We start from the raw sequence: 19860 nt of genomic DNA, 5'->3' as shown, positions 1-19860 counted from the left end.
CCGGCAAAGTTCCCGGATTTCCGCTTGCGTCATCCGGGACGCGATGGGAACATGGCCAAAGCGCCGACTGTTATGTTCCAGTCAAGCAAGAGCGTTAAAGGCCTCTGATCAGCTTTCCGGGAGACGAAGATGAAGAAGCTTGCTGCCGTTGCCGCCCTGTCCGCCTCAGCACTCGGCCTGTCGGCCGGCGCATCCTTTGCCGACTACACTTTGAACATCTTGCACATCAACGACTGGCACAGCCGCATCGAAGGCAACAACAAATACGAGTCGACCTGCTCGGCCGACGAAGAGACCAAGGGCGAGTGCATCGGCGGCGCGGGCCGGCTGATCACCGCGATCGCCCAGGAACGCAAGAAGCTGGATGGTCAGAACGTGCTGCTGCTCAGCGCCGGCGACAATTTCCAGGGCTCGCTTTTCTACACGACCTACAAGGGCAAGGTCGAAGGCGAGTTCCTCAACCAGATGAAGTTCGACGCCATGGCGCTCGGCAACCATGAATTCGACGACGGCGAAGCGGCATTGGCGCCGTTCCTCGACATGATCGAATTTCCGGTGCTGGGTGCCAATGTGAAGGCCAATGCGCAATCCAAGCTCGGCGACCGCGTCAAGCCGTCGATCGTCGTCGAGGTCGGAGGCCAGAAGATCGGCATCATCGGCGCGATCACCAACGACACGCCGGAGCTCGCGTCCCCCGGTCCCAACGTCGCCATCGAGGACGACGTCAAGTCGATCACTGCCGAGGTCGAGAAGCTGAAGGGCGAAGGCGTCAACAAGATCATCGCCGTGACCCATATCGGCTACAAGCGCGAGCGCGATGTCATTGCAAAAATCCCGGGTATCGACGTCGTCGTCGGCGGCCACAGCCATTCGCTGCTGTCGAACACCGACCCCAAGGCTGAAGGGCCCTACCCGACGATGGTCGACAACCCGGACGGCTACAAGGTGCCGGTCGTGCAGGCGGCGTCTTACTCGAAATATCTCGGCGAGTTCAAGGTGGTGTTCGACGACAATGGCGTCGTCAAATCGGCCAGCGGCGACCCCATCTATCTCGACAAGTCGATCACGCCCGATCCGGCCGTGCTCGCCCGCATCAAGGAGCTTGGCGCGCCGATCGAGGCACTGAAGAACAAGGAAGTGGCCGAGACGACCGACGTTATCGACGGCAGCCGCGAGAGCTGCCGCACGCGCGAGTGCGCGATGGGCAACCTCGTCTCCGATGCCATCCTGGACCGCGTCAAGGGACAGGGCGTCGAGATCGTCATCTCCAATGGCGGCGGCCTGCGCGCATCGATCGACAAGGGCACAGTGACCATGGGCGAGGTGCTGACCGTGCTGCCGTTCCAGAACACGCTGGCAACCTTCCAGATTTCCGGCAAGGACCTGGTAGCCGGTCTCGAGAACGGCCTCAGCCAGGTCGAGGACGGCGCCGGGCGCTTCCCGCAGGTCGCCGGCCTGAAATACACCTTCGACAGATCCGCCGCACCCAATGCCGGCCGCGTCAAATCGGTGGAGGTCATGGAAGGCGGCGCCTGGACGCCGCTCAATCCGGACAAGGACTATCTGGTCGCCACCAACAATTATGTCCGCCAGGGCGGCGACGGCTACAAGGTCTTCGCCGACAAGGCGAAGAACGCCTACGATTACGGTCCAGGTCTTGAACAGGTGGTTGCCGACTATCTCGGCGCCCACCGGCCGTACACGCCGAAGCTCGACGGCCGCATCACCGAGATCGCGGCGACCGTCGCGGCGGCACCCGCGGCCGAACCAGCCAAGCCTGCGGAAGCGGCCCCGGCAATGCCTGAACTTCCGGCCAACTCGGGTGATATCGCCAACACACCGCCGGCCGTATCGACAGAGACAGCGCCAGCCGCGCCTGTCGCACCGGCCGAGCCGGCAAAACCGGCTGAAGCAGCACCGGCTCCTGCCCCTGCGGCACCGGAGCCGGCAAAGCCCGCCGAGCCCGCACCGGCCGAAAGCAGCCATGTCATCGTTGCCGGCGATACCTACTGGGATCTGGCGGTGAAGGCCTATGGCGACGGCACCAAGTGGAAAGTCATTTCGGACGCCAACAAGGGCTACGAGCCGCGCCGTCTTCCGGTCGGCGCAACGCTGACCATCCCGCCGAAATAGCATCGCTTCTATGCCTGAAAGACACCGCCCGCCCGAGAAACCGGGCGGGCGTCCTGTTTTCGAGCTAAGGTGCGGCCAGACGCTGCATTGAAAGTGCGCACAAGATAGTTAGGTTCGCGTCTCCCGGAGAAACCCTATGACGCTGTCCACCCCTGTCGATCGCAAGGCCGCGAAGGCACTTGGCCCGTTGCCCGCCGGACATCCGCCAGTCAAGGCGGGCAAGATCGGCATCATGCTGGTCAATCTTGGCACGCCTGATGGCACCGATTTCAAGTCGATGTGGCGCTATCTCCGAGAATTCCTGTCCGACCCGCGCGTCATCGAGCTCAACAGGGCGATCTGGTATCCGATCCTCTATGGCCTGGTGCTCACCAGGCGGCCGAAGACGTCGGGCGCCAACTATGCCCGGATCTGGAACCGGGAGAAGAACGAGTCGCCGCTGCGCACCTACACCCGCGCCCAGGGCGAGAAGCTGGCCGAAGCGCTGCGCGACCTGCCCGACGTCGTCGTCGATTGGGCGATGCGCTATGGCAATCCTTCGACCGAAAGCGTTGCCCAGCGTCTGGTCGAGCAAGGCTGCGACCGTATTCTTTCATTTCCGCTCTACCCGCAATATTCGGCGACGACCACGGCAACCGCCAACGATCAGCTGTTTCGCGCCTTGATGAAGATGCGCCGCGCGCCGGCCATCCGCAGCGTGCCCCCTTACTATGACGAACCGGTCTACATCGAAGCGCTGGCGCGCTCGATCGAACAGCATCTGGCGACGCTTGATTTCGAGCCGGAGGTGGTCATCACCTCCTATCATGGCATCCCGAAGCCCTATTTCGAGAAGGGTGATCCCTATTATTGCCATTGCCAAAAGACGACGCGATTGTTGCGTGAACGGCTCGGCTGGGATGACAAGAAGCTGATCATCACCTTCCAGTCGCGCTTCGGCGCGCAGGAATGGCTGCAGCCCTATACCGACAAGACGGTAGAGAAACTCGGCAAGGACGGCGTGAAATCGATCGCCATCGTCAATCCCGGCTTTTCCGTCGACTGCATCGAGACGCTGGACGAGATCGGCCGCGAGGCGGCCGAGACCTTCCATCATGCCGGCGGCAAGAATTTCGCCCATATCCCGTGCCTCAACGACAGCGCCGAGGGCATGGCAGTGGTCGAGGCGATGGTGCGGCGCGAACTGTCCGGCTGGGTCTAAAGCAATTCCAGAAAAAGTGTGAAACGGCTTTCCGTCCGGAATTGCTTCAAACAAGAATTAGAGCGGCTCGCCGCTTCCGTGAAGCGGTGAGCCGCTCTGAACCGGAACAACACGAACTCCGGAGCGTTAAGGCGCGCCCTCCGGAGAATTCGATGCCTCGCAAGCTCGACCTGAGAACCGGCCGGCCCGTCTGGTCCGCCTATCGCGCGCCTGCGGTGCCGACGGACAGCCTGACCCGGGACGTCAAGACGGATGTGCTGATCGTCGGCATGGGCATCAGCGGAGCCATGATGGCGGAGGCCCTGACGGCGCAAGGCCATGCGGTAATCTGCATCGACCGGCGCGGCCCGCTGAAAGGCTCGACATCCGCGACCACTGCGCTGGTGCAATTCGAGCTCGATCAGCCGCTTTCGACGCTTTCAAAGATAATCGGCAGTGCCTCGGCGAACCAAGCCTGGCGACGCTCGCGGCTCGCCATTTCCAATCTTGCTGCCCGCATCGCCGAACTCGGCATCAATTGTAGTCTGAGCCGCACGCCGTCGCTCTACCTGGCCGGCACCTTGCTCAGCCCATCGCAGCTGCGTGACGAGGCCGACGCGCGGCGGCAAGCCGGTATCGGCGCGGCCTATCTCACACCAGCGCCGCTGGCGGAGAAGTTCGGCATCGATCGCAACAGCGCCGTCCTCAGCCATGGCAATATAGCGCTCAACCCGCGCAAGCTGACGGCCGGGCTGCTGCTCAAGGCCCTAGAGCGCAAGGCAGGTCTCTACGCCCCCGCCGAAGCGACGGCGATCGTCGACAAAGCCGACGCGGTAGTGGTCGCAACCAGGGACGGCCCGGCCGTCACCGCGCAACATGTCGTGCTTGCCACCGGCTACGAACTGGTCGATATCGTGCCGGCGACTGCCCACCAGATCCGCTCGACCTGGGCGATCGCGACACGACCGCAACCGCGAAAGATCTGGCGGCAGGCAGCCTTCATCTGGGAGGCGTCGGACCCCTACCTCTATATGCGCGCGACGGCCGACGGCCGGGTCATCTGCGGCGGCGAGGACGAGGATTTTGTCGACGAGGCGCGGCGCGACGAGCTGATCGGCGACAAGAGCGCACGCATTGCCGAAAAGCTTGGCCGGATATTTCCGCATCTCGACAACAGGCCTGAATTCGCCTGGACTGGTTCTTTCGGCACCACGACCACCGGCCTGCCCTATATCGGCGCCATTCCCAGCCACCCTCGTATCCATGCCGTGATGGGCTACAGCGGCAATGGCATTACCTTCTCGCAGATCGCTTCCGAGATTGTCTCGGCTTCGATCAACGGGCTGGACGACATGGATGCAAGGCTGTTTTCTTTCAACCGTAAGTCGCAATCCGACAAACAATGCATCATCACCTGATTGTAACGCATCTGAAATACACTTAAGCCTTTGGTGAAGTCGGCTGCGCGAGAATGGCTTGTGCGGCCTTCGTCTGGGGAGAGCCAAATGGATTTCAGTGGTTTCGATATTGCGGTTGGTGCACTTGCCCTTCTGGTATTGGTGCTTCTGATCAAAGGCATAAGGACGATCCCGCAAGGCTACAATTATACGGTGGAGCGCTTTGGCCGCTACACCAAGACACTGAGCCCGGGCCTCAATTTCATTTTCCCGTTCGTCGACCGCATCGGCGCCAAGATGAACATGATGGAGCAGGTGCTTGACGTTCCAAGCCAGGAAATCATCACCCGCGACAACGCCATCGTCGGTGTCGATGGCATCGCCTTCTACCAGATCCTCAATGCGGCTCAGGCCGCCTACCAGGTTGCGGGTCTGCAGAACGCCATCCTCAACCTGACAATGACCAACATCCGCACCGTCATGGGTTCGATGGATTTGGACGAGCTTTTGTCGAATCGCGACGCCATCAACGAGCGGCTGCTGCGCGTCGTCGATGAAGCAGCGCATCCGTGGGGCATCAAGATCACGCGCGTCGAGATCAAGGACATCAACCCGCCGGCCAACCTCATCGAATCGATGGGCCGGCAGATGACGGCGGAACGCAACAAGCGCGCGCAGATCCTCGCCGCCGAAGGCCTCAAACAATCGCAGATCCTCGAAGCCGAAGGCCGCAAGGAGGCCGCCTTCCGCGACGCCGAGGCACGCGAGCGTTCGGCTGAGGCGGAAGCCCGCGCCACGCAGGTGGTATCGGAAGCAATTTCCAAGGGCGACGTGCAGGCGCTGAATTACTTCGTTGCCCAGAAATACACCGAGGCGTTGGGTAAGATCGGCACCGCCACCAACAGCAAGATCGTGCTGATGCCGTTCGAGGCGTCGTCGCTGATCGGTTCGCTCGGTGGCATTGGCGAGATTGCCAAGGAAGTCTTCCGCAGCGAAGGCACGACCGGCGCGCAAAGGCAGGCCGCACGCCCGCCAGTCGTGCGCCCAAGCGACAACTGAGATCGTAGGAGCATGACCCCGAAAAGTGGAAATCGGTTTTCGGAAAACGTCATACTCAAACAAGAAGAAACACACCCATGATCGACCGCATCATTTCCGAACTTGGCCCGTGGAACTGGATGGTTCTCGGCTTCGCCCTGCTGGTGATGGAAATCATCGCGCCCGGTATCTTCATGCTGTGGATCGGCATCGCCGCCCTGATCATCGGCGCCGTGTCGCTACTGATCTGGGACACCGGTTTCTGGACCTGGCAGGTTCAGGTCCTCGCCTTCCTGGCGCTGTCGCTGGTCTCAGCCTATATCGGCAAGAAGCTGGTTGGCAGTCGCAATGACCCGACCGACCAGCCGCTGCTCAACCGCCGCGGCGCGCAAATGGTCGGCCGTATGGCGACACTTGCCGAACCGATCCGGGATGGACGTGGCCGCATCAAGCTGGGCGACACGCTGTGGCGTGTCTCCGGTCCGGATCTGCCGGCCGGCACGCAAGTGCGCGTGACGGGTGCGGCCGACACCGATCTGGAACTGACAGTGGAGCCCGTCTGAACGTTCAGGCCGCGCCGATCCGCAAGAGATCGTGCAGGTGGATGAGGCCGACTGGTTTCCGGCCCTCCACCACCATCAGGCTGGTGATGGCTGAATTGTTGATCGTCTGCAGCGCCGTTGCGACCAATGTGTCCGGCGCCGCCGTCTTCGGTCCTTTCGTCATCACCTGATCCACCGTCATCGCCAGCAGATTGCTGCCGATATGACGGCGGATGTCACCATCGGTGATGATGCCGACCAGCGCACCGTCGGCGTCGACGATCGCCACGCAGCCAAATCCCTTGCGCGACAGTTCCAGGATAGCGTCCTGCATGCCGGTGCCCGTGACCACCAGCGGCAGCCTGTCGCCGACATGCATGATCTCGCGGATCTGCGTCAGGTTGACGCCGAGCTGGCCGCCCGGGTGAAAGGTTCGGAAATGGTCCGGCGTGAAGCCGCGTGCTTCAAGGAGAGCAATCGCCAATGCATCGCCCATCACCAGTTGCAGCAGCGTCGATGTCGTCGGTGCCAGGCCGTGAGGGCAGGCCTCCGGCGCGCGCGGCAAAAGCAGCACCACATCCGCCGCCCGCGCCAGCGCGGATGTCTCTCCGGCTGTTATGGCGATAAGCGGAATGGAAAAGCGCCTGGAATAGGCGACGATGCCCATCAATTCCTTGCTCTCGCCCGACCACGACATGGCGATGATGGCGTCGTCCCTGGCGATCATGCCGAGATCGCCGTGATTGGCTTCGGCGGAATGGACAAAGAAAGCCGGCGTGCCGGTCGAGGCCAGCGTCGCTGCGATCTTCGAACCGATATGGCCGCTCTTGCCGACGCCGGTGACGATGAGGCGGCCTTCAACCCCGGCGATCATGTCGACGGCCTGGCAGAAAGGCCCGGCCAATCCGTTCTCGAGGGCCTCGGCAAGGGCTGCGACACCAGCTTGTTCTGTCGCCACCGTCCTCAGCGCCGAAGCGATCGCCGCTTGCCCGTCCGAAGGCTTGTTGTCAGGAGATCCCGCATGCATGGCTGATGCGATTAACGCTTTGCCGGAGCGCTGTCCAACGGAAATGGCCGCAGGCATGTCGTCCGAATGTTTGCGGCGGTTTGCGATTGCGACAGGCATGGAGACAAAAGGCTTAACGCGAGCGGTATGAATCCCTTGGGAAATCAGCGCTTCGGGCGGCCAGCGGCCTGCCTCCTCAACCCTCCGTTAACCATCCCCATTTACGGTTCGGTAAGTATGGCGCGCGTGCGCCGCGCAAGCAGTGGTGGCGATGTCCAGGGTCCAGCCAGAAAAATCGACAGGACGAAAGGGCAAGGCGGCCTGCGCGTTGCTGCTGGCGACCAGCATGTTTGCCCTGCTGCGCCCAACGGCGCTCCATGCCCAGGAAACGGAACTGCGCGGCGAGGTTTCGGAATCGGCGATCCTGTCCGACCAGCAGCGCAAGGCGAGGCAGCTAGCCCAAGCAGCGCAGGGTCAGGCGCAGACCAACGCCGCGCAGGACGACGCGTCGGCCCGCACCTATCTGCCGGCCAGCGCCGGCGCTGTGCCTGACGACACCGATGCCGCCGATGCAACCGCGGACGGCAGTATTTTCGGTCCGCCGGAGGTCACCGGCGACACCCCTGCCGGCATTCAAGCGCCGCAGAAGCCTCGCCGTCGCTCGTCGACCGCCGGGCAGAATGCGGCTGACCAGACCAAGGACAAGGCTGCGGACAAGTCTAGAAAGAAAAAAAAGTCGACGGCAACAGCCACCGACATCACTGCTTCCACGACCGCCTCCACGACGGACGCCAGCGACAGCGCTGACACCCCCGATGAGGAGACGGCCAACCGTCGCGCCCTCACCATCGACAGCGCCGACAAGCAGAAGCTCGACCCAGGCGCAAAACGCACGGATGCCATCGAAGGCCAGAAAAAGAAGCCGGAGGATGACCCGTTCGCCGCCACCGGCGTCAAATGGGGCTCCTTCGTCATCCGGCCGACGATCGAACAGGGCCTGACCGCCACGTCGAACGGCGATTCGAGCAATGCCGGCAAGTCGGCACTGCTGTCCGAGACGGCGCTGCGCTTTTCCGCCGCCTCCGACTGGCGCGAGAACTCCGCCACGATCGACGGCTATGGCCTGTTCCGCGAGACCGTCTCGGGTTACCCCGTTCACAACGAGCAAGGGCGCATCGAAGGCCAGCTCAATGTCGACCTCGACAATGAACTGCGCGCCATTGCCAAGCTCGGCTACGAGGCCGTACCGGAATCGGCATCCTCGCCTGACGCCATCGCGGGCGTCAGCAAGCAGCCGCTGCGGCAGACCGTCAACGGCAGCCTCGCCGTCGAAAAACACATCGGCAAGATGCAGTACACATTGACCGGTGCGGTCTCGCACGACTTCTACGGCGACGCCAAGCTTTCGAACGGCACCTCGCTGTCCCAGAAGGATCGAGACTCCACGCTCTACACCGCGACCTTGCGCACCGGCTACGAGATCTCCCCCGCCCTCACCCCTTTCACCGAAATCGAGGTCGGCCGTCGGGCCTATGATCAACGCATCGACAATGAAGGCTTCGAGCGCTCGTCGACGCGGCTAGGCGCCCGCGCCGGCCTTGCGCTCGACATGGGTGAGAAATTGTCGGGTGAATTCTCGGCCGGCTGGCTCAGGGAAGCGATCGATGACAAAGACCTGGATGCGATTTCGGGTGCCACCGTCAACGCCGACCTCAAATGGTCGCCCGAACGCGGCACCACGATCGGCCTGACCGGGCGGACCACCGTCGAGCCCACGACCACAGCCAATGAAAGTGGCGATATCCTTTATTCCGGCCGCCTGACCGCCGAACGCCAGATTCGCGCCAACCTCACCGGAAATGCGGCTTTGGGCCTGGACTGGCGTGACTATGTCGGCATCGACGGCCACGACAGGATCTGGAGCGCCGAGGCGGGCCTGACCTGGTGGCTGAACCGCTATGCCGGCCTAACGACAAGGGTGAGGACCGAACAGCTGACCAGCAATTTACCGGGCCGCGACTACACCGCCAACAGCATCTTCCTCGGTGTAAAAGTGCAGAGATAGGAAAGCCAGCCAGGCGCAGTCTGGCAAGCGACAAGTCCCCAGCTTGACTGCCTCAAGCGACGCCGAGCCGCTCCGATGGTCTTATCTCATCGAGAAGCGTGCGGATCACGCCGGCCATGTTCCCGTTCATGTCGCTGCGCCACAATGCGAAGGCGACATTGGCCTCGACAAAACCTTCCGGCGACCCGCAATCGAACGTGCGGCCCTGATAATGGTAGCCATAAAAGGCTTGCTGCTTTTCCAACTTCAGCATCGCGTCGGTGAGTTGGATCTCGTTGCCGGCGCCCTTTTCCTGGCCTTCGAGGATATTGAAGATCTCGGGCTGCAGGATGTAGCGGCCGTTGATGTAGAGATTGGACGGCGCGGTGCCGGTCTTCGGCTTTTCTACCATCTCGGTGATGCGGAAGCCGTGATGCGTGTCCTCGCCCCGGCCGACGATGCCGTATTTGTGGGCTTCGGCGGGATCGCATTCCTGCACGGCGATGATGTTGTTGCCGGTTTCCTCGTAGAGCTCGACCATTGCCTTCATGCAGCTCTTCTCCGACTGCATGATCATGTCGGGCAACAAAAGCGCGAACGGCTCGTCGCCGACGAGCTCGCGGGCGCACCAGACGGCGTGGCCGAGCCCCATCGGCACCTGCTGGCGGGTGAAGCTGGTCTGCCCCGGCGCCGGTTGCAGCCGTTGCAGGCGGGCGAGCTGGTCGTCCTTGCCGCGCTGGGCCAGCGTGTCATAGAGCTCGAACTGAATGTCGAAATGGTCCTCGATGACGGCCTTGTTGCGGCCGGTGACGAAGATGAAATGCTCGATGCCTGCCTCGCGCGCTTCATCCACCACATATTGGATGACTGGTCGGTCGACGACGGTCAGCATTTCCTTGGGAACGGCCTTGGTGGCCGGGAGAAACCGCGTGCCGAGACCGGCGACCGGGAACACTGCCTTGCGAACTCTCTTCATGCAGTCAATTATCCGCTTGATGGCTAGCTCCGCAATCCCCGCTGCAAGACATTTTCACGCCGGAATTGAGGATTACTGGGCGACAGGGCTGGAGCGATCGTCGGAAAGCTTCGAGACGTCTTTTCGTTCCCGGCGGCGCCTATGGTAAACTAATTCCTAACCTGGTTCGGCGATGAATGGTCTTTCCTGAGACAGAGAAGGAGGAAAAGATGTCCGTTCGCAATGCCGCAAAACGTTTTACCAGCGTCATAACGGCAGCCAGCCTCTCGCTCGCTCTGCTGATGCCTGGCCCCGCTTTCGCCGATGCCGGCTTCCGGCAATGGGTTGCCGGCTTCCGCGCCACCGCCGTGCAGAGCGGCGTTTCCGGCGCCCTCTACGACCAGGCCTTCAGGGACATTCGGGATATTGACCCGGTGGTTCTGGAAAAGGCGCGCACGCAGCCTGAATTCACCGCCCCTGCCTGGGACTATTTCGACAACCGCGTTCATGACCAGTCGGTCTCGGTCGGCCAGCAGATGGCCAGGAAATGGAAGCCGTGGCTGGACAGGATCGAGTCAAGGTTCGGCGTCGACCGCCACATCGTGCTGGCCATCTGGTCGATGGAATCGAACTATGGCGAGATCCTCAAGCGCGACGACATCATGCGCAACGTGGTCCGCTCTCTGGCGACCTTGGCCTATGCCGATCCGAAGCGCGCGAAATTCGCCCGCACCCAGCTGATCGCCGCGCTGAAGATCCTGCAGACCGGCGATATCGACGAAAGCCATCTGAGCGGATCGTGGGCCGGCGCCATGGGCCACACCCAGTTCATCCCGACCAGCTATCTGCACTATGCCGTCGACATGGACGGCAACGGCAAGCGCGACATCTGGAATTCGATACCCGATGCGCTGGCGACCGCCGCCAACCTGTTGGCGAAGAATGGCTGGCAGGCCGGCAAGACCTGGGGCTATGAGGTTGTCCTGCCTGCCGGCAAGCTTCCCGGCGGCTCCAAGACGCTGTCGCAGTGGCAGGCTCTCGGCGTGGTCAGGGCCAACGGCAAGCCGTTCAAGAACGGCTCCGACAAGGCAACGCTGAAAGTGCCGGACGGCCGCAGTGGGCCGGCCTTCTTGATGATCAAGAATTTCTCCGTCATCAAAGCCTATAACAACGCCGACAAATATGCGCTTGCCGTCGGTCTTCTTGCCGACGAGATCGCCGGCTCCAGCGGTCTCGTGCAGGACTGGAAGCGGCCTTTCACCAAGCTCACCTTCGAGGAAAGGCAAGAGCTGCAGAAGCGGCTTTCCCAGCACGGCCTCTACGACGGCAAGTTCGATGGCAAGATCGGCGACGGCTCGAAGTCAGCCATCATGGCCTTCCAGGCCAGCGCCGGCTTGACCCAGGATGGCTATCCGAGCATGGAAGTGCTGAAGTGGCTCCGGCAGAAATAGAGCCGCATGCAGTGCCGCGCGGCCCTTCGGGCGCGCAAAGGACGCTGTAGCAATCTGCCAAGGGATGGAGGAAACGATTGGCTTCGGCTGCGCGCATCGCAGGGCTTGTTCGTCGCATGCCGGTGCTCATTCTGGCCGTAATCGTGCTCGCCGTCGGTGTGGCCGGCGTCTTTCACGCACCTGCAATGGCGCAGGAGCAGCAAGACCGCGGCTGGTCGTTGCGCGACCTTCTGTTCCCGCGCCGCAGCGAGCGATTCGAGCCGCCGCAGGATATCCAGAAGGCAAGGCCCAGGCCGATGGTGAAAAAACCTCGCGCGCCCCGCCCGCCCGCGGAACCGGAAACCCCTGTGGTCGAAAAGGCGCCGGACGCCCGCGCCGTCCTGGTGGTCGGTGACTTCATGGCGGCCGGTCTCGCTGAAGGCCTCGACACCGCCTTTGCCGAGAATGCCGGCGTCAGGATCGTCGTGCGCAGCAATGGTTCGTCCGGCTTCGTGCGCGACGACTTCTACAACTGGCCCGAACAGATCAAGTCGTTGATCGAGACCGAAAAACCCGCCGCCGTGATCGTCATGCTTGGCTCCAACGACCGCCAACAGATGAAAATCGGCGACATTCGCGAACTGCCGCGGTCCGAAAACTGGACTAAGGAATACGAGCGTCGCGCCGACGCGTTCGGCAAAGCCATTACGGAGGCCAAGGTGCCTTTCCTTTGGGTCGGCATGCCGGCCTTTCGGGTACAGAAGATGACCTCCGACATGCTTGCCTTCAACGACATCTACCGTCAGGCGGCCGAAAGCCATGGCGGCGAATTCGTCGATATCTGGGACGGCTTCGTCGATGAGAACGGTGCCTTCGTCACCAGCGGCCCCGACATCAACGGCCAGCCGGTGCGACTGCGTGCCGATGACGGCATCAACGTTTCGAAGGCAGGCAAGCGCAAGCTCGCCTTCTATACCGAAAAGCCGCTGTTGAAGATCCTCGGACTGACCGCGCCGGGGAGCGCGGTCACGGCATCTGCCCCCGCAGGCGCTCCCGTGGAGGCGCCGGCGCCGGCCGCGGCCCCCATTGTCATCGACCGAACCGCACCGATGCTGCTCAGCGATCCGGCACTCGATGGCGGCACCGAGCTGCTTGGCGCGGCACCGCTAGCGAAGGCCAATCCGGACCTGCCGGGTGAAAAGCTAATAATCGAGGGCAAGGCACCAAACGCCTCGCCCGGCCGCGCCGACGATTTCTCCTGGCCGCCGAAGGCTACCACCGCGACCGACACCACGACCGCGATCAGTCGTTAGTATCGCAGAGCGGCTCTGAGGCCGTTTGGCTCAGCGCGGCAGAACGCTCGACCCCATTAGCGCCTCGTCGATCGATCGTGCCGCCTGTCGGCCCTCGCGGATCGCCCAGACGACCAATGACTGGCCGCGGCGCACGTCGCCGGCCGCATAGAGCCTGTCGACGCTGGTCCTGTAGTCACGGTCGTTGGCCTCGACATTCCTGGAGCGGCGGTTGTCGGTGACGATCTTCATCTTACCGTCCAGCTCCGTCGCCACGCCGGCCTTCGCCGGTCCGGCAAAACCGATAGCGATGAAGGCGAGATCGGCGCGTATGACGAATTCGCTGCCGGGGATCGGCTTGCGCTTCTCGTCGACCTCGCAGCACTTGACGCCGGTCAACTGGCCTTCCTCGCCGATGAATTCGAGTGTCGCCACCTGGAATTCACGCTCCGCGCCTTCCGCTTGCGAGGACGAGGTGCGCATCTTGGTCGCCCAGTAGGGCCAGACAGAAAGCTTGTCTTCCTTCTCCGGCGGTTGCGGACGGATGTCGAGCTGGGTGACGCGCACCGCGCCCTGGCGGAAAGCGGTGCCGACGCAGTCGGACGCGGTATCGCCGCCGCCGACAACGACGACATGCTGACCGCCGGCGATGATCGGATGCGACGGCCACGCCACAGACTGGATCGGCTCGCCGCCGACACGCCTGTTCTGCTGCACCAGATAGGGCATCGCATCATGCACGCCGCCGAGATCGTCGCCGGGAATACCGGCCGCACGCGGCGTTTCCGACCCGCCGCAATAGAGCACGGCATCATGTTCGGCGAGCAACTCGGCAACCGGCTTGTCGACGCCGACATTGACGCCGCAATGGAAGGTGACGCCCTCGCCCTGCATCTGCTCGATGCGCCGGTCGATATAGTGCTTCTCGATCTTGAAGTCGGGAATGCCGTAACGCATCAGCCCGCCGGGTCGGCTCTCGCGCTCATAGACATGGACGTCGTGGCCGGCGCGGCCGAGCTGCTGGGCAGCCGCCATGCCGGCCGGTCCGGAGCCAATGACGGCGACACGTTTGCCGGTCTTCTTCTCCGGCGGATAAGGCCTGATGTGGCCGGTTTCATAGGCCTTGTCGGCGATCGCCTGCTCGACCGTCTTGATGGCGACGGGGATGTCCTCGAGGTTCAGCGTGCACGCTTCCTCGCAGGGCGCGGGGCAGATGCGGCCGGTGAACTCCGGGAAATTGTTGGTCGAATGCAGGTTGCGGATCGCGTTGTCCCAGTCCCTGTTGTAGACNGCCCAAGCTGCTGGGCTGCTGCCATGCCGGCCGGACCGGAACCGATGATGGCGACCCGCTTGCCGGTCTTCTTCTCCGGCGGATAGGGCCTGATATGGCCGGTCTCGTAAGCCTTGTCCGCGATCGCCTGCTCCACCGTCTTGATGGCGACCGGAATGTCCTCGAGGTTCAGCGTGCAGGCTTCCTCGCAAGGCGCGGGGCAGATGCGGCCGGTGAACTCCGGGAAATTGTTGGTCGAATGCAGGTTGCGGATCGCGTTGTCCCAGTCTCCATTATAGACGAGGTCGTTCCAGTCGGGGATCTGGTTGTGGATCGGACAGCCGGTCGGCCCATGGCAGAACGGAATGCCGCAATCCATGCAGCGCGCGGCCTGTTTCTCGACCTCCTTGTCCGACATCGGCAGCGTGAATTCACGGAAATGCCGGATGCGGTCGGAGGCCGGCTGGTACTTGTGTACCTGCCGGTCTATTTCAAGAAAGCCTGTTACCTTGCCCATAGTCCAGTTCCTGCTGTCCAGATGGTGCGGTTTTCGCCGCACCCGTTAACCTCTTGAGGCAGCCGTGGCAACCTTTCGCACGAGGTCAAACTGTCGATGAAGATAGGCCGGGAGACCTGAGCCTCCCGGCAATCCCAAGTCTATTCCGCCGCAACGCCCATGCGCATGCGTTCCATCTCGATCAACGCGCGGCGGTATTCGACCGGCATGATCTTGCGGAATTTCGGCCGGAATGTCGTCCAGTCGTCGAGGATCTCGCGACCGCGCACCGAACCAGTGTAGTGCACATGGTTCGAGATCAGCTGATAGAGCCGCTCCTCGTCATGGCTGGTCATGTCGCCTGACACATCGACGCGTCCCTTGTGGTCGAGGTCGCCGCCGTGATGCAGCAGCCTTTCCATCAAATCGTCTTCTTCCGGAACCGGTTCCAGCTCGACCATCGCCATGTTGCAGCGCTCGGCGAAATCGCCCGCTTCGTCGAGCACATAGGCGACGCCGCCCGACATGCCGGCGGCGAAGTTGCGCCCGGTCTGGCCGATGACGACGACGATGCCGCCGGTCATGTACTCGCAGCCATGGTCGCCGACGCCTTCGACGACAGCCGCCACGCCCGAATTGCGCACCGCGAAACGCTCGCCGGCGACACCGGCGAAATAGGCCTCGCCCTCGGTAGCGCCATAGAGCACCGTATTGCCGACGATGATGGAGTCAGCCGCGACGATCTTGGCCGCTTCTGGCGGCCGGATGACGAGGCGTCCGCCCGACAGGCCCTTGCCGACATAGTCGTTGCCTGCGCCGACAAGCTCGAACGAGATGCCGCGCGCCAGGAAGGCGCCGAAGGACTGGCCGGCGGTGCCGGTCAGCTTCACCGAAATCGTATCCTCGCGCAGGCCCTTGTGCTTGAAGCGCTTGGCCACCTCGCCCGACAGCATGGCGCCGGTCGAGCGGTCGACATTTCGGATGTCGACCTCGATCTTGACCGGCTGCTTGCTTTCGAGCGCCGGCTTGGCCAGTTCGATCAGCCTGCGGTCGAGCACGTCGTCGATCGGATGCTTCTGCCGCTCGGTCCAGTGCGCCGCTTCATGCGGCGCATCCGGCTTGAAGAACATCTTCGAGAAGTCGAGCCCGCGCGCCTTCCAGTGGACGATCAGGTCGCGCTTTTCCAGAAGGTCGGTGTCGCCGATGATCTGGTCGATATGGGTGTAGCCCATTTCGGCGAGCAGACCGCGAACCTCTTCCGCAACGTAGAAGAAGAAGTTGATGACGTGTTCCGGCGTGCCCTTGAAGCGCTTGCGCAGCACCGGATCCTGCGTAGCGACGCCGACCGGGCAGGTGTTGAGATGGCACTTGCGCATCATGATGCAGCCGGCCGCGATCAGCGGCGCGGTCGAGAAGCCGAACTCGTCGGCGCCGAGCAGCGCGCCGACGATGACGTCGCGCCCGGTGCGCAAGCCGCCGTCGACCTGCAGCGCGACGCGTGACCGCAAGCCGTTCAAAACCAGCGTCTGGTGAGTCTCGGCGAGACCCATTTCCCACGGGCTGCCGGCATGCTTGAGCGAGGTCAGCGGCGAGGCGCCGGTACCGCCATCATAGCCCGAGATGGTGATGTGGTCGGCGCGCGCCTTGGCGACGCCCGCCGCAACCGTGCCGACGCCGACTTCCGACACCAGTTTGACCGACACGTCGGCGGCCGGATTGACGTTCTTCAAATCGTAGATCAGCTGCGCCAGATCCTCGATCGAATAGATGTCGTGATGCGGCGGCGGCGAGATCAGGCCTACGCCCGGCGTCGAATGCCTGACCTTGGCGATGGTGGCATCGACCTTGTGACCGGGCAGCTGGCCGCCCTCGCCGGGCTTGGCGCCCTGCGCCACCTTGATCTGCATCATGTCGGAATTGACGAGATATTCGGCCGTGACGCCAAAACGACCCGAGGCGACCTGCTTGATCGCCGAGCGTTCGGGATTCTTGCCGCCGCCAGGCAACGGCAGGTAGCGGTCGGCCTCCTCGCCGCCCTCGCCGGTGTTCGACTTGCCACCGATCTGATTCATGGCACGCGCCAGCGTCGTGTGCGCTTCGCGCGAGATCGAGCCGAACGACATCGCCCCGGTCGAGAAGCGCTTGACGATGTCGGCCGCCGGCATGACGTCGTCGAGCGCGACCTTCTTGCGGCCGGTTTCCTCGGCTAGCTTGATCCTGAACAGGCCGCGAATGGCCTGTGCGCGGGCCGTCTCGCTGTCGATCTGGGCGGAATAGTCCTTGAACGTCTCCCACGATCCCTGGCGCACGGCGTGCTGCAATGTGGCGACCGCGTCGGGCGACCACATATGCGCCTCGCCGCGCATGCGGAACATGTATTCGCCGCCGACCTCGAGGCTGTTGCGCAGCACCGGGTCGTTGCCGAAACCGTCATTGTGGCGGCTGAGCGTCTCGGCCGCGATCTCGTCCAGCCCGACACCTTCGATCAGCGTAGCGGTGCCGGTGAAATATCGCTGCACGAAATCGGTCTTCAGCCCGACGGCGTCGAATATCTGGGCGCCGCAATAGGACTGGTAGGTCGAAATGCCCATCTTGGACATCACCTTGAGAATGCCCTTGCCGATCGACTTGATGTAGCGCGAGACGACTTCGTAGGCGTCCACTTCCTTCGGCAGCTCGCCACGCTTGTGCATGTCGAGCAGCGTGTCGAAGGCGAGGTACGGGTTGATCGCCTCGGCGCCATAACCGGCAAGGCAGCAGAAATGATGCACCTCGCGCGGCTCGCCGGATTCGACGACGAGGCCGACCGAGGTGCGCAACCCCTTGCGGATCAGGTGATGATGGACCGCGGCCGTCGCCAAAAGCGCCGGGATGGCGATGCGGTCCGGCCCGACCTGGCGGTCCGACAGGATGATGATGTTGTAGCCGCCGGCGACCGCCGCCTCCGCCCGCTCGCACAGGCGGTCGATGGCGCCTTGCATGCCTGCCGCCCCTTCGGCGGAGCCATAGGTGATGTCGATCGTCTTGGTGTCGAAGCGGTCCTCGGTGTGGCCGATGGAGCGGATCTTTTCGAGATCGCCATTGGTCAGGATCGGCTGGCGCACTTCGAGCCGCTTGCGGCGCGAATTGCCGACCAGGTCGAAGATATTCGGCCGCGGCCCGATGAAGGACACCAGGCTCATCACCAGTTCCTCGCGGATCGGATCGATCGGCGGGTTGGTGACCTGGGCGAAGTTCTGCTTGAAATAGGTGTAGAGAAGCTTCGACTTGTCCGACATGGCCGAGATCGGCGTGTCGGTACCCATCGAGCCCACCGCTTCCTGGCCCGTCGTCGCCATCGGCGACATCAACAGCTTGGTATCTTCCTGGCTGTAGCCGAACGCCTGCTGGCGATCGAGGAGGCTGACGTCCTTGCGCAGTTCGCGCGGCTCGACCGGCTTCAGATCTTCCAGGATGAGCTGCGTGTTGGCGAGCCAGGTCTTGTAGGGATGCTTGGCCGCGATTTCCGACTTGAGCTCCTCGTCGGAGACGATGCGCCCCTTTTCCAGGTCGATGAGAAGCATGCGGCCGGGCTGCAGCCGCCACTTCTTGACGATCTTCTCCTCCGGCACCGGCAGCACGCCGGCTTCCGAGGCCATGATGACCCGGTCGTCGTCGGTGACGATGTAGCGCGCCGGGCGCAATCCGTTGCGGTCGAGCGTAGCGCCGATCTGGCGGCCGTCAGTGAAGACGACCGCCGCCGGTCCGTCCCACGGCTCCATAAGGGCCGCATGGTATTCGTAGAAGGCCTTGCGGTCGGCATCCATCAGCTTGTTGCCGGCCCAGGCTTCCGGGATCAGCATCATCATGGCGTGGCTGAGGCTATACCCGCCCTGGAACAGGAACTCGAGCGCATTGTCGAAGCAGGCGGTGTCGGACTGACCGTCATAGGAGATCGGCCAAAGCTTCGAGATGTTGTTGCCGAACAGTTCGGAATCGACCGAAGCCTGCCGCGCTGCCATCCAGTTGTTGTTGCCGCGCACGGTGTTGATCTCGCCATTGTGGGCGACCATGCGATAGGGATGCGCCAGCTTCCACGACGGGAACGTATTGGTCGAGAAGCGCTGGTGGACGAGGATCAGCGCGGTCTCGAAGCGCGAATCCTTGAGGTCCTTGTAATAGGCACCGACCTGATAGGCCAGGAACATGCCCTTGTAGACGATGGTGCGCGCCGACAAAGACACGCAATAGGCGCCGATGTCCTTGTTGTCGTTCTCGGCATAGATCCGGCCGGATATGACCTTGCGCAGCAGATAGAGCCTGGCCTCATACTCCTCGTCGTCGGTAATGTCTGGCGTGCGGCCGATGAATATCTGCCGATGGAACGGTTCCGACGCGACGATATCAGCCGCCTTCGACAGTGACGAATTGTCGACGGGCACGTCACGGAAACCGATGAGCGGAAGCCCCTCGGATTGCGCCGATTCGGCAATGATGTCCTCGACATGGGCGCGAAGTGCCGCATCCTGCGGCATGAACCAGTGGCCGACGCCGTATTGGCCCGCCGGTGGCAGGTCGATGCCCTGGGCCGCCATTTCCTCGCGGAAGAAACGATCGGGAAGCTGCACCAGCACGCCGGCGCCGTCGCCGACCAGGGGATCCGAGCCGACGGCGCCGCGATGCGTCAGGTTTTCGAGCACGGCAAGTCCGTCCTTGACGATCTGATGCGACTTCACGCTCTTCATGTTGACGATGAAGCCGACGCCGCAGGCGTCATGCTCGTTACGCGGGTCGTAGAGACCTCGGGCGGAAAAGCCGTTGACGGTGCGACCGTTGTTGGATCGGCCGAGATTGGTCAGGGACGTATTTTTGACGGTTGCCGCTTTCGTCTGCGCGGCCTGGCCGTTCGTCGCAGATTGCGTCATGTCCGTCATCTCCTGTCCTCCGTTCCCAGCCCCTCGGGCGCTGGTTTGCCTCGGCAAGCGCTTGGCTCACCCTGATCCTTGCGGCACGTCTTGCGAAATCCTTACCGGACCAGGCGGCTTTCCGCATGGTTCGTATTCGTACAGGCCAAATCGGGGCCGTCCACCTGTCGCTC

At 62.9% G+C, this 19860-nt stretch carries 11 protein-coding genes and 2 pseudogenes; 8 read left to right on the top strand and 5 right to left on the bottom strand.

The features are described 5' to 3' along the window. Positions 1–129: 129 nt before the first annotated feature. From X744_RS154705 to X744_RS154725, 5 genes are all read left to right on the top strand, one after another. Positions 130–2133 (top strand): bifunctional metallophosphatase/5'-nucleotidase, encoded by a 2004-nt coding sequence (locus tag X744_RS154705; RefSeq protein WP_023759744.1) that lies wholly within the window; start codon positions 130–132, stop codon positions 2131–2133. A 136-nt stretch (positions 2134–2269) separates the two neighbouring features. Next, a complete protein-coding gene (hemH, locus tag X744_RS154710) occupies positions 2270–3334 on the top strand; it encodes a ferrochelatase (protein WP_023759743.1) in 1065 nt (354 codons plus the stop codon). A 152-nt stretch (positions 3335–3486) separates the two neighbouring features. Beyond that, a complete protein-coding gene (locus tag X744_RS154715) occupies positions 3487–4731 on the top strand; it encodes an FAD-binding oxidoreductase (RefSeq protein WP_023759742.1) in 1245 nt (414 codons plus the stop codon). Between the two features lie 87 nt (positions 4732–4818). After that, positions 4819–5769 carry an SPFH domain-containing protein gene (locus X744_RS154720; RefSeq protein ID WP_023759741.1) on the top strand — a complete coding sequence of 317 codons (951 nt, stop codon included), beginning with the start codon at positions 4819–4821 and terminating at the stop codon, positions 5767–5769. A 77-nt stretch (positions 5770–5846) separates the two neighbouring features. Next, positions 5847–6311 (top strand): NfeD family protein, encoded by a 465-nt coding sequence (locus X744_RS154725; protein ID WP_023759740.1) that lies wholly within the window; start codon positions 5847–5849, stop codon positions 6309–6311. 4 nt (positions 6312–6315) lie between these two features. On the opposite strand, the gene X744_RS154730 is transcribed toward X744_RS154725, so the two are convergent. Continuing rightward, the gene (locus X744_RS154730; protein WP_023759739.1) at positions 6316–7317 is read right to left on the bottom strand and encodes a KpsF/GutQ family sugar-phosphate isomerase; all 1002 of its coding nucleotides are present in this window, start codon (positions 7315–7317) and stop codon (positions 6316–6318) included. 250 nt (positions 7318–7567) lie between these two features. On the opposite strand from X744_RS154730, the gene X744_RS154735 reads away from it, so the two are divergent. After that, the gene (locus X744_RS154735) at positions 7568–9361 is read left to right on the top strand and encodes an outer membrane beta-barrel protein (protein WP_031260316.1); all 1794 of its coding nucleotides are present in this window, start codon (positions 7568–7570) and stop codon (positions 9359–9361) included. Positions 9362–9413: 52 nt separating this feature from the next. Here X744_RS154735 and galU read toward each other — a convergent pair whose 3' ends face one another. Next, positions 9414–10325, bottom strand: coding sequence for a UTP--glucose-1-phosphate uridylyltransferase GalU (galU, locus tag X744_RS154740; protein ID WP_198032230.1), 912 nt, complete (start codon positions 10323–10325; stop codon positions 9414–9416). A 200-nt stretch (positions 10326–10525) separates the two neighbouring features. Between galU and X744_RS154745 the strand changes: the two genes are divergently transcribed. Continuing rightward, complete coding sequence (locus X744_RS154745; protein WP_023759736.1) at positions 10526–11746, top strand: lytic murein transglycosylase; 1221 nt, start codon at positions 10526–10528, stop codon at positions 11744–11746. Positions 11747–11823: 77 nt separating this feature from the next. Next, positions 11824–13038, top strand: a complete 1215-nt coding sequence (locus X744_RS154750) for a DUF459 domain-containing protein (protein WP_023759735.1) — start codon at positions 11824–11826, stop codon at positions 13036–13038. 30 nt (positions 13039–13068) lie between these two features. On the opposite strand, the pseudogene X744_RS154755 reads toward X744_RS154750, so the two are convergent. From X744_RS154755 to gltB, 3 genes and pseudogenes are all read right to left on the bottom strand, one after another. Further along, positions 13069–14307: pseudogene (locus X744_RS154755) on the bottom strand (glutamate synthase subunit beta); the annotation flags it as partial. A gap of 2 nt (positions 14308–14309) precedes the next feature. Then, positions 14310–14804, bottom strand: a pseudogene (gene gltD / locus X744_RS1000000172080) (glutamate synthase); the annotation flags it as partial. Positions 14805–14944: 140 nt separating this feature from the next. Beyond that, a complete protein-coding gene (gltB, locus tag X744_RS154765; protein WP_023759732.1) occupies positions 14945–19696 on the bottom strand; it encodes a glutamate synthase large subunit in 4752 nt (1583 codons plus the stop codon). Between the last annotated feature and the right edge of the window lie 164 nt (positions 19697–19860).

Origin of the sequence: Mesorhizobium sp. LNHC252B00 (assembly GCF_000502955.1) — a bacterium.
Taxonomy (GTDB): domain Bacteria; phylum Pseudomonadota; class Alphaproteobacteria; order Rhizobiales; family Rhizobiaceae; genus Mesorhizobium.
This window is presented reverse-complemented; position numbering and strand designations above follow the sequence as displayed.